Consider the following 15,225-nt stretch of genomic DNA (forward strand, 5'->3'; position numbering starts at 1 on the left):
ACAGACATGCTTTTCGCCCTTCTCTGCAAGGACAAGCCCGGCCATCTCAATGTGCGCATGGAAACGCGCGCGACCCATCTGGATTATCTCAACAAGCTGAATGCCGAAGGCAAACTCGCCATGGCTGGCCCGTTTCTCGATACGGAAGGCAAGCCGAATGGCAGCCTCGTGATCGTCCATGCCGAAACGGCTGATGACGCCACGGCGCTCGGCGCTGCCGACCCATATGCGCTGGCCGGTCTTTTCGAAAGCGTCGAGGTGAAGCCCTTCAACTGGGTCTTCAACAAGCCGGAGGCTTGAGGGGGATGGCGCATTGGCTTTATAAATCCGAGCCCGCGGCCTGGTCCTGGGAGCAGCAGAAGGCGGCCGGCGAGAAGGGAACAGAATGGACCGGTGTGCGCAACTACCTTGCGCGCAACAACATGCGGGCCATGCAGATCGGCGACAAGGGTTTCTTCTACCATTCCAATGATGGGCTGGAGATCGTCGGCATCGTCGAAGTCTGCGCGCTCTCGCATCCGGATTCGACGGCGAAAGGTGACGATCGCTGGGATTGCGTCGATATCCGCGCTGTCATGGACGTGCCGAAGCCGGTGACGCTGAAGGACATCAAGGCAAACGAGAAACTGTCCAAGATGTCGCTGGTCACCTCGATGCGGCTTTCGGTGCAGCCGGTGACCGACGACGAATGGGCCGAGGTTTGCCGCATGGGCGGTTTCGACAACCCGCCGCGCTGAGCAGTTTTGAAAACTGACCCAGAAACCTTCATCCGCGCCAATACGAGCCTGCTTGCGCCGCCGCATGTGCCGAAAATCCAGCTTTATCTGGCCAGCGAAGCCCATGAGCTCTGGCTGAAGACGGAAGAGGAGCTGGAGGCGATCGGCCTGCCGCCGCCTTTCTGGGCCTTTGCCTGGGCGGGTGGTCAGGGGCTGGCGCGCTACGTTCTCGATCATCCCGAAACGGTCAAAGGAAAGCGCATACTGGATTTCGCCAGCGGTTCCGGATTGGTGGGAATTGCCGCAAGCCAGGCTGGCGCGGCCAAGGTGACGGCCTCCGATATCGATCCGTGGTCACAGACGGCGGTGCGGCTGAATGCGGCCGCCAATTCGGTCTCGCTGGACTTCAACGAGACCGATCTGATTGGTCAGAACGTCGATGCCGATGTGGTTCTCGCAGGCGACGTTTTCTACGACAAATCCTTCGCCGGGGCGCTCGTGCCTTGGTTCGAGACGCTCGCGGCCGAGGGCAAGGACGTGCTGGTCGGCGATCCCGGACGCACCTATTTACCGAAGGATAGGCTGGAATTCTGCGCCGTCTATGAAGTGCCCGTCACCCGGGCGCTTGAAGACAGCGAGGTCAAGAAGACGACTGTCTGGCGGTTCAGGCCTTAGGGTCTGATGACGCAGACATTGGCCTCATAAGAGCAGGGATCGTCGGCAATTCCGACATCGATCACCTTGGCCTTCGGGGCAAGGTTGCGCTCCGGCCCGGCCAGACGATAGTACCCGTCGCCGCCGACATAGGTCCCGCCATCCGTCTGATAGGCATAGGACGATCCGGCGTAGACGCCGTTGCTCCCGTAATTCTGATCATAATTCTGGGGCTGGGATGTGATGACGACGATGTTGTTGCGGCCGTAACGGCTTGTCCCCGGATAGTTGAACTGCCTGAGAAAAGGGGTGCGCGGGCGATAGCGGATGACGTTGTCACGTGTGAAATGCAGGCCACTGTCCCAGTGTGTGCGCCTGCCGAGGAAGACGCCGTCATTAAAGCCGTTGTGGCGCGGAAAGCGATGATCGAAGTGGCGTTCTCCAGCTGCGGCTGGCAGTGCTGCCAGCACCGCGATAAGAGCAAGGGCAGCCTTGGGCAGACTGGGAAACATGGACCAAACTCCGAAACGCTAACAAATCGTTAACGCCAGATTGCGCCAAAAGGCCGATGTTGTCCACGCAGGTGTGCAGTCAGGTTAAAAATAGAGCGAAAGAGACGAGTTTCGCGGCCGTGAAAACTTCCCGGTAACGCGAATCGATTAAATTAAAAGCAGGCAGCAATTATGCTTGTCGTCAGGGGTTTCGGTGATTAAACGTCGAGATTGATGCAACGCACACAGAATTTTGTCATTCGTGTGGTTGACTGAGAATGCCCCTGACATCAAGGGCAAAGAGAAGACGCCGCGAGGTTCTGATGGCGAATGTGACAAACCGGCCCCTGTCGCCGCATCTGCAAATTTACAAGCCAATCCCCACAATGGTCATGTCGATCGTTCACCGTATCACCGGTGGCGCTCTCTATTTCGGCACGCTGCTGATTGCCTGGTGGCTGATCGCGGCCGCCACCGGCCAGGCCTATTACGACTGGGCCAACTGGGTGCTTGGCAGCATTATCGGCAAGCTTGTCCTGCTCGGTTATACCTGGGCATTGATCCACCACCTGCTCGGCGGCTTCCGCCACTTCATGTGGGACCTTGGACATGGCTTCGAGAAGGAATTCTCGACCAAGCTCGCAATCGCCAATATCATCGGATCGCTCTGTCTGACCGTGCTGGTCTGGGTGATCGGCTTCATCATTCGCTTCTGAAGGTCGCACTCATGGATATGCGCACTCCTCTGGGCAAGGTTCGCGGTCTCGGCTCCGCCAAGGAAGGCACCGATCATTTCTGGCGCCAGCGCCTGACGGCCGTCGCCAATGTGCCCCTCATCATCTTCTTCGCCATCTTCATGATCGTCTATGCCGGCGCGCCTTATGCCGACGTGGTTCGAGCACTGTCGAACCCGTTCGTCGCCGTCATCATGGGCCTGATGGTCATCTCCGGCACCATCCATATGAAGCTCGGCATGCAGGTCATCATCGAGGACTACGTTCACGGCGAGATCGGCAAGTTGCTGCTGCTGATGCTGAATACGTTCTTTGCGGTGCTGATCGCAGGCCTCTGTCTCTTCGCCATTCTGAAAATCGCATTCGTAGGATAACCGTATCATGGCAACGTCTTCACCCGCTCAGAATGGGAAGGCCTACACCTATGTCGACCATTCCTATGACGTAATCGTCGTCGGCGCCGGCGGCGCCGGCCTGCGCGCCACGCTCGGCATGGCCGAACAGGGCTTCCGCACGGCCTGCATCACCAAGGTATTCCCGACCCGATCGCACACGGTTGCCGCCCAGGGCGGCATTGCCGCCTCGCTGCAGAACATGACGCCCGATAGCTGGCAGTGGCACCTCTACGATACCGTCAAGGGTTCCGACTGGCTCGGTGACGTCGATGCCATGCAGTATCTGACCATGGAAGCGCCGAAGGCGGTCTATGAGCTCGAGCATTACGGTGTGCCCTTCTCGCGTAACGAGGAAGGCAAGATCTACCAGCGCCCGTTCGGCGGTCACATGCAGAATTTCGGCGAAGGCCCGCCGGTACAGCGCACCTGCGCCGTTGCCGACCGTACCGGCCATGCCATCCTGCATACGCTTTACGGCCAGTCGCTGCGCAACAACGCCGAGTTCTTCGTCGAATATTTCGCTCTCGACCTCATCATGTCCGATGACGGCAGCCGCTGCACCGGCGTCGTCGCCTGGTGCCTCGACGACGGCACGATCCACCGCTTCGCCGCCAAGATGGTGGTACTAGCGACCGGCGGTTACGGCCGTGCCTATTTCTCGGCAACCTCTGCCCATACCTGCACCGGTGACGGCGGCGGTATGATCGCGCGTGCGGGCCTGCCGCTGCAGGACATGGAATTCGTGCAGTTCCACCCGACCGGCATCTACGGCTCCGGCTGTCTGATCACGGAGGGCGCTCGCGGCGAAGGCGGCTATCTCGTCAATTCCGAAGGCGAGCGCTTCATGGAGCGTTATGCGCCGTCGGCCAAGGACCTCGCCTCGCGCGACGTCGTTTCGCGCTGCATGACGCTGGAAATCCGTGAAGGCCGCGGTGTCGGCAAGAACAAGGACCACATCTTCCTGCATCTCGACCATCTCGATCCGGCCGTACTGCACGAGCGCTTGCCGGGTATTTCCGAGAGCGCCAAGATCTTCGCCGGCGTCGATGTGACCCGCGAACCGATTCCGGTTCTGCCGACCGTCCATTACAATATGGGCGGTATTCCCACGAACTATTGGGGCGAAGTGTTGAACGCCGACAGCTCCAACCCGGAACGTATCATCCCCGGCCTGATGGCCGTCGGTGAAGCCGGCTGCGCCTCGGTTCACGGCGCAAACCGTCTTGGCTCCAACTCGCTGATCGACCTCGTGGTCTTCGGCCGTGCTGCGGCGATCCGTGCCGGCGAGATCATTGATCGCGACGCACCGGTGCCGGCGCTGAACAAGGCTGCCTGCGACAAGATCATGGACCGTTTCGACGGCCTGCGTTACGCCAGTGGCGGCACGCCGACGGCGGTGCTGCGCGAGAAGATGCAGCGCGCCATGCAGGAAGACGCAGCCGTGTTCCGCACCCAGGAATCGCTGGAATCCGGCTGCCGCCGTCTTTCGGAAATCTGGGGCGAACTCAAGGACATCAAGGTCACCGACCGCTCGATGATCTGGAATTCCGACCTCGTCGAGACGCTGGAACTGAAGAACCTGATGGCAAACGCCATCACGACGATCTACGGCGCCGAAGCCCGCAAGGAAAGCCGCGGTTCGCACGCCCGCGAAGACTACACGTCAGGTCCGTTCGCAGGCCGCGACGACGTCAACTGGCGCAAGCACACGCTGGCCTGGGTGAACGAGGCGGGCGACGTGAAGCTCGACTACCGGCCTGTCCACACCGACCTCATCGCAGACGGCATCGATCCCCACAAGATCGAGCCGAAGGCCCGCGTATACTGATCAGAGGAACCTGACATGGTTGAACTCGCTCTCCCTAAAAACTCTCAGATGCGCGAAGGCAAGGTGTGGCCGAAGCCGGCGGGTGCCAAGAACACCCGCGAGTTCCGCGTCTATCGCTGGAGCCCGGATGACGGCCAGAACCCGTCGATCGATACATTCTACATCGATGTCGATGATTGTGGACCGATGGTTCTCGATGCGCTTCTCTACATCAAGAACAAGATCGATCCGACGCTGACGCTGCGCCGTTCCTGTCGTGAAGGCATCTGCGGATCCTGCGCGATGAACATCGACGGCACGAACACGCTCGCCTGCACCAAGGGCATGGACGACATCAAGGGCACGGTGAAGATCTACCCGCTGCCGCATATGCCTGTCGTCAAGGATCTGGTTCCCGATCTCAGCAATTTCTATGCCCAGCACCGCTCGATCGAGCCCTGGCTGAAGACGGTTTCGCCGACGCCAGCCAAGGAATGGAAGCAGAGCCACGAAGACCGTCAGAAGCTCGACGGCCTCTATGAGTGCATTCTCTGCGCCTGCTGCTCGACCTCCTGTCCGAGCTACTGGTGGAACGGCGACCGTTATCTCGGACCGGCCGTCCTGCTCCAGGCTTATCGCTGGCTGATCGACTCCAGAGACGAAGCGACCGGCGAACGCCTCGACAATCTCGAGGATCCGTTCCGCCTTTATCGTTGCCACACGATCATGAACTGCGCGCAGACCTGCCCGAAGGGTCTGAACCCGGCCAAGGCGATCGCCGAAATCAAGAAGATGATGGTCGAGCGTCGCGTGTGAGTGCTGACGCTTCAGCCGGCATCGAGGAGTTTGATTCCGAGGCGGTCGCCGAAATCCGTTCGCGGCTTGCCTCTGTCAAACAACAGGGTATCCGCATCGGTTTTGCGATCGAAAGCGGAAGCCGTGCCTGGGGCTTTCCCTCACCCGACAGCGATTATGATTGCCGTTTCGTCTATGTCCGTCCGGTCGCCGACCATATCGGACTGATCTCGCATCGAGATGTGATCGAGTTTCCGATCGTGGGTGATATCGACACTGGCGGTTGGGATCTGCGCAAGGCGCTGCTGCTCGCCCTCAAAGGCAATGCCGTTGTCGTCGAATGGGTAAAATCGCCAATCGCCTATGAAGAGGAGCCCGGATTTCGCAGCCGTCTTTCCAACGTGCTTGACGAGATCATGTTGCCGCTGAAGGTCGCGCTGCACTATGTCGGTCTGCCGCGCAGTCACTGGCAGACGCATGGGGACGGTCCGATAAGGCTCAAGAAGCTGCTTTATGCGATCCGTCCGGCAATTGCGCTCGAATGGATGCACTCGAACGGGTTTCAGAAGCTGCCGCCGATGAACATGATGCAATGTCTGGCCGCAGTCACCATCGATGAGGACTTGCGCAAGGCGATTCATGAATTGGTGATCGTCAAAGGCCGGACCCGCGAGATGGGCGAGGGCCTGCCGCCCAAGCGCATCCAATCCTTTCTCGCGGCATCAATTGAGCGTTATCAGGACCTCGCCGATCGAATCAAACTTTATCAGGAAGCGGACGCCCGGGCACAACACCTTGCTGACATATTTTACCAGCAAGAAGTCCGGCGAGCGGTTGGTTGAATTGTGCCGGCTTCGCCATAGGTGTCTCGAAGGCTGATTTGTATTGTGCTGACTTGATTAACCAAAGTGAAATACGGTAATTCGAACCCAGAATTGAAATATCTCTGCGGTTGAGGCGGACATTCGGGAGCTTGATGATGCAGTTGCGATATGTGGTGACGGGTCTAACGGCCGCTCTGGCCTTGGCGGGATGCCAGCGCACCTCATATGATTACAGCAGTAACAGTGCGCCTCCGCCGCTGACTGCGCAGCCGGTACCTTCCGTACAGGGCGGCCAGCTGCCTCCTCCGGCCGGACAGTTTCCTGCCGCCCCGACCTCGACGGCGCCGATGGCGGGTGTCCAGCCGGGTGGTGCTGCACCAGCGACTTCGCTTGATGTCACCAAGGAATCGATGGTCGGCAGCTGGCGTGTCAACGGCACCTGCGACATGTTCCTGACGCTCACCAATCTCGGCAGCGGATCGCGCGGCGGTACGCGCGGTTGCGTCGGCGAGTTGACAGCCATGGGCTCCTGGGAAGTGTCCGGCAAGCAGGTTCTGCTCAAGGACCGCAGCGGCAACCAGATCGGTTCCGTCTACAAGGTTGCCGACAACAGCTTCAATGGCCAGACCTCGACCGGGCAGCCGATCACCCTCAGCCGGTAAGTCAGTCCGGCGGGGTTCCGCCGGTTACGCATAGGCGGACAAGCCCTCATGCAGCCGATGCCAGACTATTCGCTCAGCGTCACCGAGCAGCTCAAATCGCTGACCGCATCGGGGACGTTGCAGGTTGATTCTGCCCAGATGGATGTGGCCAAGTGCCTCGACCGGATACTTGCCGCTCTCAAGCAGAAGCGGCCTGCGGCCAAGAGCAGCGCACTCGGTTGGTTATTCGCATCCAAGAAGAAGGCGGAGGCCGGCATCAAGGGCCTCTATATCCATGGCAGCGTCGGGCGCGGCAAGACGATGCTCATGGACATGTTCTTCCAGATGGCGCCATGCCGGAAAAAGCGGCGCGCGCATTTTCATGAGTTCATGGCCGATGTGCACAATCGCATCGCCGCCCATCGGCAGAAGCTGAAGAACGGCGAAACGAAGCAGGCCGATCCTATGCCGCCTGTCGCCGCCGCTCTTTTCGAGGAAGCGGAGCTGCTCTGCTTCGACGAATTCACCGTCACCGATATCGCCGATGCGATGATCCTGTCGCGGCTGTTTTCCGAGCTCTTTGCGCGCGGCTGCGTGCTGGTGGCGACCTCGAATGTCGAGCCTTACAATCTCTACAGGGATGGCCTCAATCGCGGCCTCTTCCTGCCCTTCATCGATCTCCTGAAGAAGCATGTCGAGATCGTCACGCTCGATTCGCCGACCGATTACCGGATGGAGAAGCTGAACAGCCAGCCGGTCTATCTCGTGCCGATCGATGAGCGCACCGACATGGCGATGGATGCGTCGTGGACGCAGGCGCTGCACGGCCGCAAGGCCTTGCCGACGCAGATCGCTATGAAGGGACGAGCGATCGATGTGCCGCTCGCCGTCGATCGCATGGCGCGCTTCTCCTTCTCGGATCTCTGCGAAAAACCGCTGGGCGCTGCCGATTTCCTGGCCATCGCGGGGCGCTTCGATACGATCTTCCTTGATCACATTCCCTTGCTCGGCCCTGAAAAGCGGAACCAGATCAAGCGCTTCATCATTCTGATCGATACGTTCTACGATCACGGCGTCCGCCTTTGCGTTTCCGCTGCCGCCATGCCTGAAGATCTGCTCGCCGAAAGGCGCGGAACCGAAGGTTTTGAATTCGATCGCACGGTGTCTCGCCTTTTCGAAATGAGAAGCGCCGAATATCTCGCAGCGCATCATCAACAGCGGGCTGCCGAGTAACACTTTGGTGACAATTGATCTTACGTTTACGTAAGAATTTTGATATCTAAACGATTGAAATTGCTGCACCAAAAATAATGCATTGCCATTTTTTGGCTTTAGGTCTATGCGATTGCGACATTGGGCGATGCCCGCGCGTCGCCCGACGGATTTTGATCGCAAAGGAAAAGCGAAATGGCGCGTAACAAGATCGCACTCATCGGTTCTGGCATGATTGGTGGCACGCTGGCGCATCTCGCCGGCCTGAAGGAGCTGGGCGATATCGTTCTCTTCGACATTGCCGACGGCATTCCCCAGGGCAAGGGTCTCGATATCGCACAGTCCTCCCCGGTCGAAGGCTTCGACGCCAACCTGACCGGCGCCAGCGACTATTCCGCCATCGAAGGCGCTGACGTCTGCATCGTCACTGCCGGTGTTCCGCGCAAGCCGGGCATGAGCCGCGACGACCTTCTCGGCATCAACCTCAAGGTCATGGAGCAGGTCGGCGCCGGCATCAAGAAGTATGCCCCGAACGCTTTCGTGATCTGCATCACCAACCCGCTCGACGCCATGGTCTGGGCGCTGCAGAAGTTCTCCGGCCTTCCGGCGAACAAGGTTGTCGGCATGGCCGGTGTTCTCGACTCCTCGCGCTTCCGTCTTTTCCTCGCCAAGGAATTCAACGTTTCCGTTCAGGACGTCACGGCCTTCGTTCTTGGCGGCCACGGCGACACGATGGTGCCGCTCGCCCGTTATTCGACCGTCGGCGGCATTCCGCTGACCGATCTCGTGACGATGGGCTGGGTCACCAAGGAGCGCCTCGAAGAAATCATCCAGCGCACTCGTGACGGCGGCGCCGAAATCGTCGGCCTCTTGAAGACCGGTTCGGCCTATTACGCTCCGGCTGCTTCTGCGATCGAAATGGCTGAATCCTACCTCAAGGATAAGAAGCGCGTTCTGCCCTGCGCTGCTCACCTGACCGGCCAGTACGGCGTCAAGGACATGTATGTCGGCGTTCCCACCGTTATCGGTGCTGGTGGCGTCGAGCGCATCATCGAGATCGATCTCAACAAGACCGAGAAGGAAGCCTTCGACAAGTCCGTCGGCGCTGTCGCCGGTCTTTGCGAAGCCTGCATCAACATCGCGCCCGCTCTCAAGTAATCGGTGCGCTGACGTTATCGAAATAGGGATAAACCCATGAACATTCATGAATATCAGGCCAAGGCTCTGCTGAAGGGCTATGGCGCGCCGGTCGCGCAGGGTGTGGCTATCCTCAAGGTTGAAGAAGCCGAGGCTGCCGCCAAGTCGCTTCCCGGTCCGCTTTATGTGGTCAAGAGCCAGATCCATGCGGGCGGCCGCGGCAAGGGTAAGTTCAAGGAACTCGGCCCGGATGCCAAGGGCGGCGTTCGTCTCGCCAAGTCGATCGACGAAGTCGTCGCTCATGCCAAGGAAATGCTCGGCAATACGCTGGTGACCGCACAGACCGGTGAAGCCGGCAAGCAGGTCAACCGCCTCTATATCGAAGATGGCGCCGACATTGCCCGCGAGCTCTATTGCTCGCTCCTGGTCGACCGCTCGGTCGGCAAGGTGGCCTTCGTCGTATCGACCGAAGGCGGCATGGACATCGAAGCTGTCGCTCACGACACGCCAGAGAAGATCCACACGATTGCGATCGATCCGGAAGCAGGCGTTACGGCTGCCGACGTTGCCGCGATCTCGAAGGCGCTGCAGCTCGACGGCGCGGCCGCAGAAGATGCCAAGACGCTCTTCCCGGCGCTCTACAAGGCGTTCGGCGAAAAGGACATGGCCCTGCTCGAGGTCAATCCGCTGATCGTCATGAAGGACGGGCATCTGCGCGTCCTCGATGCCAAGATGTCTTTCGACGGCAACGCTCTTTTCCGTCATGACGACGTCAAGACGCTGCGCGACGAGACGGAAGAAGACGCCAAGGAAATCGAAGCCTCCAAGTGGGATCTCGCCTACGTGGCGCTCGACGGCAACATCGGCTGCATGGTCAACGGTGCTGGCCTTGCCATGGCGACGATGGACATCATCAAGCTCTACGGCAAGGAGCCGGCGAACTTCTGCGACGTCGGCGGTGGTGCCGGCAAGGAGAAGGTTGCTGCGGCCTTCAAGATCATCACGGCAGACCCCAAGGTCGAAGGCATTCTCGTCAACATCTTCGGCGGCATCATGAAGTGCGATGTAATTGCCGAGGGCGTCATTGCCGCGGTCAAGGAAGTCGGTCTCAAGGTTCCGCTCGTCGTGCGCCTCGAAGGCACCAATGTCGAGCTCGGCAAGAAGATCCTGAACGAGTCGGGTCTGGCCATTACGGCTGCCGACGATCTGGATGACGCGGCCAAGAAGATCGTCGCTGCGATCAACGGTTGAGAACGGCCATGGCTTCCCAGTCCACGCCCAGTGCTGCTCATTTCCGCCTGGAGGCCTTTGCCGGCCTCTGGGAAGGGGAAGAGCATGTCGCGGCTTCGGCCTGGACGAAGGAAGGCAAGGCCAGCGCTTCGCTCTCTGGCGAGGCGCTATTCGGCGGTTTCTTCGTCGAGCAATCCTACCGCCAGATGCGTGACGGAGAAATTTCCTTCGAAGCCCGCAATGTTTTTGGCTTCGACGGATCGGACCAGAGCTACAAGCTCTACCAGTTCGACAGCGTCGGTTTTGCTCCGCCCTCACCGGCTTCCGGAGAGTGGAATGGCAATGAACTGGTGCTGATGAAGGCTTCGCCGCGCGGCAGACAGCGCACCGTATTCACATTTGAAAATGAAGACTGCTACCGGATGGGCGTCAGCTTTTCGCCTGCAGGCAGCGATACTTGGCAGGAGGTCGTCAGCGGCACCTATCGTCGCGCGTCCCTCACGTCTTCCAACCTCTCCTAAACAAAGGCCTCGCATGTCCATTCTCGTCAACAAAGACACCAAGGTTCTGGTTCAGGGCCTAACCGGCAAGACCGGCACGTTCCACACCGAACAGGCGCTCGCTTACTATGGCACGCAGATGGTCGGTGGTATTCACCCGAAGAAGGGTGGCGAAACCTGGACCGGCTCCAAGGGCGAAAGCCTGCCGATCTTCGCAACTGTTGCCGAGGGCAAGGAAAAGACCGGCGCCAACGCGTCCGTCATCTATGTTCCGCCGGCAGGTGCCGCCGATGCGATCATCGAAGCGATCGACGCCGAGATCCCGTTCATCACCTGCATCACCGAAGGCATTCCGGTCATGGACATGGTTCGCGTCAAGGCCCGCCTCGACCGTTCCAAGTCGCGTCTGCTCGGACCGAACTGCCCGGGCATCCTGACGCCGGAAGAATGCAAGATCGGCATCATGCCGGGCTCGATCTTCCGCAAGGGTTCCGTTGGTATCGTTTCCCGCTCGGGCACGCTGACCTACGAAGCCGTCTTCCAGACCTCCAATGAAGGTCTCGGCCAGACGACGGCTGTCGGCATCGGCGGCGACCCGGTCAAGGGCACCGAATTCATCGACGTGCTCGAAATGTTCCTGGCCGACGAAGCCACGACCTCGATCATCATGATCGGCGAAATCGGCGGCTCGGCTGAAGAAGACGCGGCACAGTTCCTCAAGGACGAAGCCAAGAAGGGCCGCAAGAAGCCGATGGCCGGCTTCATCGCCGGTCGCACGGCGCCGAAGGGCCGCACCATGGGCCATGCCGGTGCTGTGGTTTCCGGCGGCAAGGGCGACGCGGAATCGAAGATCGCGGCAATGGAATCGGCAGGCATCAAGGTGTCGCCATCTCCGGCTCGCCTCGGCAAGACGCTGGTTGAAGTCCTCAAGGGCTAATCCAACTTATATACCCCGGGCGGAGGAACGGCATCCCGGCCTCCGCCCGGCTCTTCATTTCAAAGCGGATGCGCCGCGGACAGGCGGCAATCGGAATGCGGCAGCCGGCGATGAAGCCGGCAAATTCATCTAAGTCAGGAGGCGGGCGGAAGCGTCCGCGTAACACCATGGCACGGCAAGAAGCCAACGAGCAATTTCAGATCACCTCGTTTTTGGATGGCGCCAACGCTGCCTATATCGAGCAGCTCTACGCCCGTTATGAAGACGATCCCAACTCGGTAGACGACCAGTGGCGGTCTTTCTTCAAGGCGCTCGAAGAAGACCCCGCTGATGTGAAGAAGGCGGCCAAGGGCGCTTCCTGGCGCAAGAAGAACTGGCCGCTGCAGGCAAGCGGCGATCTGGTCTCGGCGCTGGATGGCGACTGGGGCATCGTCGAAAAGGTCATCGAGACCAAGGTCAAGGCGAAGGCCGAAGCCGCTGGCCAGCCGGCAAATGCCGCCGATGTGCTGCAGGCGACGCGCGATTCCGTCCGCGCCATCATGATGATCCGCGCCTATCGCATGCGTGGCCACCTGCATGCCAAGCTTGATCCGCTCGGCATCGCCGCCCCGGTGGATGATTATCACGAGCTTGCGCCCGAAAATTACGGTTTCACGGCTGCAGACTACGATCGCAAGATCTTTATCGACAACGTGCTCGGTCTCGAATACGCGACCATTCGCGAGATGATCGAGATTCTCGAGCGTACCTATTGCTCGACGCTCGGCGTCGAATTCATGCATATCTCCAATCCGGAAGAAAAGGCATGGATTCAGGAACGTATCGAAGGTCCGGACAAGGGCGTTGCCTTCTCGGCCGAAGGCAAGAAGGCGATCCTCGCCAAGCTCGTCGAAGCCGAAGGCTACGAACAGTTCCTCGATGTCAAGTTCAAGGGCACCAAGCGCTTCGGCCTCGACGGCGGTGAATCGCTGATCCCGGCGCTCGAACAGATCCTGAAGCGCGGCGGCCACCTCGGCCTCAAGGAAGCCGTCTTCGGCATGGCCCATCGCGGTCGCCTGAACGTGCTCTCCCAGGTCATGGGCAAGCCGCACCGCGCCATTTTCCACGAATTCAAGGGCGGCTCCTACGCGCCTGACGAAGTCGAAGGTTCCGGCGACGTGAAGTACCATCTCGGCGCTTCCTCCGACCGCGAATTCGATGGCAACAAGGTGCACGTCTCACTGACGGCAAACCCGTCGCATCTCGAAATCGTCGACCCTGTCGTCATGGGCAAGGCCCGCGCCAAGCAGGACATGAGCGCTACGGTATGGGACGGCGACATCATCCCGCTGTCCGAGCGCGCTAAGGTTTTGCCGCTCCTGATTCACGGCGACGCGGCCTTTGCCGGCCAGGGCGTCATTGCTGAAATCCTCGGTCTTTCCGGGCTTCGCGGCCACCGCGTTGCCGGTACGATGCACGTCATCATCAACAACCAGATCGGCTTCACGACGAACCCGGCCTTCTCGCGCTCGTCGCCCTATCCGTCCGACGTTGCCAAGATGATCGAGGCGCCGATCCTGCACGTCAACGGCGACGATCCGGAAGCCGTGGTCTACGCAGCCAAGATCGCGACCGAATTCCGCATGAAGTTCCACAAGCCTGTGGTGCTCGACTTGTTCTGCTATCGCCGCTACGGCCACAACGAAGGCGATGAGCCGTCGTTCACGCAGCCGAAGATGTACAAGGTCATTCGCGGCCATAAGACGGTTCTGCAGCTCTATGCTGATCGCCTCGTCCGCGAAGGCCTGCTTACGGACGGCGAAGTCGAAAAGATGAAGGCCGACTGGCGCGCGCATCTCGAGCAGGAATTCGAGGCCGGCCAGCACTACAAGCCGAACAAGGCCGACTGGCTGGACGGCGAGTGGTCGGGCCTGCGCACAGCTGACAATGCCGACGAACAGCGCCGCGGCAAGACCGCCGTGCCGATGAAGACGCTCAAGGATATCGGCCGCAAGCTGTCGGAAATTCCTGATGGCTTCAACGCGCACCGCACGATCCAGCGCTTCATGGAAAACCGCGCCAACATGATCCAGAGCGGCGAGGGCCTCGACTGGGCGATGGCGGAAGCGCTTTCCTTCGGTTCGCTCGTCGTCGAGGGCCACAAGATCCGCCTCTCCGGTCAGGATTGCGAACGCGGTACCTTCTCGCAGCGCCATTCGGTTCTCTACGATCAGGAAACCGAAGAACGCTACATCCCGCTGGCAAACCTGTCGCCGACGCAGGCCCGTTACGAAGTCATCAACTCGATGCTTTCGGAAGAAGCCGTTCTCGGCTTCGAATACGGCTATTCGCTCGCTCGTCCGAATGCGCTGACACTCTGGGAAGCCCAGTTCGGCGACTTCGCCAACGGTGCGCAGGTCGTGTTCGACCAGTTCATCTCGTCCGGCGAACGCAAGTGGCTGCGCATGTCGGGCCTCGTCTGCCTGCTGCCGCACGGCTATGAAGGCCAGGGTCCGGAACACTCTTCCGCCCGTCTGGAACGTTATCTGCAGCTTTGCGCTGAAGATAACATGCAGGTCGCCAACGTCACGACGCCGGCGAACTACTTCCACATCCTGCGCCGGCAGCTGAAGCGCGACTTCCGCAAGCCGCTGATCCTGATGACGCCGAAGTCGCTGCTGCGCCACAAGCGCGCGGTCTCGACGCTTGCCGAAATGGCCGGTGAATCCTCCTTCCACCGTCTCCTGTGGGACGATGCCGAGGTCATCAAGGACGGCCCGATCAAGCTGCAGAAGGACGCCAAGATCCGTCGCGTCGTCATCTGCACCGGCAAGGTCTATTACGACCTTCTGGAAGAGCGTGAAAAGCGCGGCATCGACGACATCTACCTGCTGCGCATCGAACAGCTCTATCCGTTCCCGGCCAAGGCGCTCATCAACGAGCTGTCCCGCTTCCGGAACGCGGAAATGGTCTGGTGCCAGGAAGAGCCGAAGAACATGGGCGCCTGGTCGTTCATCGACCCGTATCTGGAATGGGTTCTTGCTCATATCGATGCGAAGTATCAGCGCGTTCGCTACACCGGCCGCCCGGCCGCCGCTTCGCCGGCAACGGGCCTGATGTCCAAGCACCTGTCGCAGCTCGCAGCATTCCTCGAGGATGCGCTGGGCGGCTAA

At 60.1% G+C, this 15,225-nt stretch carries 16 protein-coding genes; 15 read left to right on the top strand and 1 reads right to left on the bottom strand.

Annotated elements, in window-relative coordinates:
* Window positions 1–6: 6 nt before the first annotated feature.
* From FHX06_RS24990 to FHX06_RS25000, 3 genes are read left to right on the top strand one after another with little or no spacing between them, the layout of a single operon-like run.
* The gene (locus FHX06_RS24990; RefSeq protein ID WP_113209722.1) at window positions 7–300 is read left to right on the top strand and encodes a YciI-like protein; all 294 of its coding nucleotides are present in this window, start codon (window positions 7–9) and stop codon (window positions 298–300) included.
* Window positions 301–305: 5 nt separating this feature from the next.
* Complete coding sequence (locus FHX06_RS24995) at window positions 306–737, top strand: EVE domain-containing protein (protein WP_037101755.1); 432 nt, start codon at window positions 306–308, stop codon at window positions 735–737.
* 6 nt (window positions 738–743) lie between these two features.
* Window positions 744–1,391: a class I SAM-dependent methyltransferase gene (locus tag FHX06_RS25000; RefSeq protein WP_183881208.1), complete on the top strand. Its 648-nt coding sequence runs from the start codon at window positions 744–746 to the stop codon at window positions 1,389–1,391.
* Here FHX06_RS25000 and FHX06_RS25005 read toward each other — a convergent pair.
* The gene (locus FHX06_RS25005; protein WP_113013288.1) at window positions 1,388–1,882 is read right to left on the bottom strand and encodes a hypothetical protein; all 495 of its coding nucleotides are present in this window, start codon (window positions 1,880–1,882) and stop codon (window positions 1,388–1,390) included. The two genes, FHX06_RS25000 and FHX06_RS25005, sit on opposite strands and share 4 nt — an antisense overlap.
* 302 nt (window positions 1,883–2,184) lie before the next feature.
* Here FHX06_RS25005 and sdhC point away from each other — a divergent pair, with 302 nt between their 5' ends.
* The 12 genes from sdhC to FHX06_RS25065 all read left to right on the top strand — a co-directional run bounded on the left by sdhC (window position 2,185) and on the right by FHX06_RS25065 (window position 15,225).
* Window positions 2,185–2,577 (top strand): succinate dehydrogenase, cytochrome b556 subunit, encoded by a 393-nt coding sequence (gene sdhC, locus FHX06_RS25010; protein ID WP_112545617.1) that lies wholly within the window; start codon window positions 2,185–2,187, stop codon window positions 2,575–2,577.
* A gap of 11 nt (window positions 2,578–2,588) precedes the next feature.
* Window positions 2,589–2,969 carry a succinate dehydrogenase, hydrophobic membrane anchor protein gene (gene sdhD, locus FHX06_RS25015; protein ID WP_112545616.1) on the top strand — a complete coding sequence of 127 codons (381 nt, stop codon included), beginning with the start codon at window positions 2,589–2,591 and terminating at the stop codon, window positions 2,967–2,969.
* Between the two features lie 7 nt (window positions 2,970–2,976).
* Entirely contained in the window at window positions 2,977–4,818 is a 1,842-nt protein-coding gene (gene sdhA, locus FHX06_RS25020; RefSeq protein ID WP_113209720.1) for a succinate dehydrogenase flavoprotein subunit, read from the top strand.
* Window positions 4,819–4,833: 15 nt separating this feature from the next.
* The gene (locus FHX06_RS25025; RefSeq protein WP_112545614.1) at window positions 4,834–5,613 is read left to right on the top strand and encodes a succinate dehydrogenase iron-sulfur subunit; all 780 of its coding nucleotides are present in this window, start codon (window positions 4,834–4,836) and stop codon (window positions 5,611–5,613) included.
* A complete protein-coding gene (locus FHX06_RS25030) occupies window positions 5,610–6,434 on the top strand; it encodes a DNA polymerase beta superfamily protein (RefSeq protein ID WP_183881210.1) in 825 nt (274 codons plus the stop codon). The genes FHX06_RS25025 and FHX06_RS25030 overlap by 4 nt, the downstream gene beginning before the upstream one ends.
* A 137-nt stretch (window positions 6,435–6,571) precedes the next feature.
* Window positions 6,572–7,078 (top strand): protease inhibitor Inh/omp19 family protein, encoded by a 507-nt coding sequence (locus FHX06_RS25035; RefSeq protein ID WP_112970822.1) that lies wholly within the window; start codon window positions 6,572–6,574, stop codon window positions 7,076–7,078.
* Between the two features lie 48 nt (window positions 7,079–7,126).
* The gene (zapE, locus tag FHX06_RS25040) at window positions 7,127–8,290 is read left to right on the top strand and encodes a cell division protein ZapE (protein WP_183881212.1); all 1,164 of its coding nucleotides are present in this window, start codon (window positions 7,127–7,129) and stop codon (window positions 8,288–8,290) included.
* 174 nt (window positions 8,291–8,464) lie between these two features.
* The gene (gene mdh, locus FHX06_RS25045; protein ID WP_007822364.1) at window positions 8,465–9,427 is read left to right on the top strand and encodes a malate dehydrogenase; all 963 of its coding nucleotides are present in this window, start codon (window positions 8,465–8,467) and stop codon (window positions 9,425–9,427) included.
* A gap of 36 nt (window positions 9,428–9,463) precedes the next feature.
* A complete protein-coding gene (gene sucC, locus FHX06_RS25050) occupies window positions 9,464–10,657 on the top strand; it encodes an ADP-forming succinate--CoA ligase subunit beta (RefSeq protein ID WP_112545612.1) in 1,194 nt (397 codons plus the stop codon).
* A gap of 8 nt (window positions 10,658–10,665) precedes the next feature.
* Entirely contained in the window at window positions 10,666–11,157 is a 492-nt protein-coding gene (locus FHX06_RS25055; protein WP_112545611.1) for a DUF1579 family protein, read from the top strand.
* 13 nt (window positions 11,158–11,170) lie between these two features.
* Window positions 11,171–12,073: a succinate--CoA ligase subunit alpha gene (sucD, locus tag FHX06_RS25060; protein ID WP_112545610.1), complete on the top strand. Its 903-nt coding sequence runs from the start codon at window positions 11,171–11,173 to the stop codon at window positions 12,071–12,073.
* Window positions 12,074–12,240: 167 nt separating this feature from the next.
* Window positions 12,241–15,225 carry a 2-oxoglutarate dehydrogenase E1 component gene (locus tag FHX06_RS25065; RefSeq protein WP_112970825.1) on the top strand — a complete coding sequence of 995 codons (2,985 nt, stop codon included), beginning with the start codon at window positions 12,241–12,243 and terminating at the stop codon, window positions 15,223–15,225.

Origin of the sequence: Rhizobium sp. BK512, from assembly GCF_014194915.1 — a bacterium.
GTDB lineage: Bacteria > Pseudomonadota > Alphaproteobacteria > Rhizobiales > Rhizobiaceae > Rhizobium.

Coding starts and splice junctions, on each gene's coding strand:
- FHX06_RS25005 (WP_113013288.1), bottom strand. CDS start 1,882: ATGTTTCCCAGTCTGCCCAAGGCTGCCCTTGCTCTTATCGCGGTGCTG.
- sdhC (WP_112545617.1), top strand. CDS start 2,185: ATGGCGAATGTGACAAACCGGCCCCTGTCGCCGCATCTGCAAATTTAC.
- mdh (WP_007822364.1), top strand. CDS start 8,465: ATGGCGCGTAACAAGATCGCACTCATCGGTTCTGGCATGATTGGTGGC.
- FHX06_RS25035 (WP_112970822.1), top strand. CDS start 6,572: ATGCAGTTGCGATATGTGGTGACGGGTCTAACGGCCGCTCTGGCCTTG.
- sdhA (WP_113209720.1), top strand. CDS start 2,977: ATGGCAACGTCTTCACCCGCTCAGAATGGGAAGGCCTACACCTATGTC.
- FHX06_RS25065 (WP_112970825.1), top strand. CDS start 12,241: ATGGCACGGCAAGAAGCCAACGAGCAATTTCAGATCACCTCGTTTTTG.
- FHX06_RS24990 (WP_113209722.1), top strand. CDS start 7: ATGCTTTTCGCCCTTCTCTGCAAGGACAAGCCCGGCCATCTCAATGTG.
- sucC (WP_112545612.1), top strand. CDS start 9,464: ATGAACATTCATGAATATCAGGCCAAGGCTCTGCTGAAGGGCTATGGC.
- FHX06_RS25025 (WP_112545614.1), top strand. CDS start 4,834: ATGGTTGAACTCGCTCTCCCTAAAAACTCTCAGATGCGCGAAGGCAAG.
- FHX06_RS24995 (WP_037101755.1), top strand. CDS start 306: ATGGCGCATTGGCTTTATAAATCCGAGCCCGCGGCCTGGTCCTGGGAG.
- sucD (WP_112545610.1), top strand. CDS start 11,171: ATGTCCATTCTCGTCAACAAAGACACCAAGGTTCTGGTTCAGGGCCTA.
- sdhD (WP_112545616.1), top strand. CDS start 2,589: ATGGATATGCGCACTCCTCTGGGCAAGGTTCGCGGTCTCGGCTCCGCC.
- FHX06_RS25055 (WP_112545611.1), top strand. CDS start 10,666: ATGGCTTCCCAGTCCACGCCCAGTGCTGCTCATTTCCGCCTGGAGGCC.
- zapE (WP_183881212.1), top strand. CDS start 7,127: ATGCAGCCGATGCCAGACTATTCGCTCAGCGTCACCGAGCAGCTCAAA.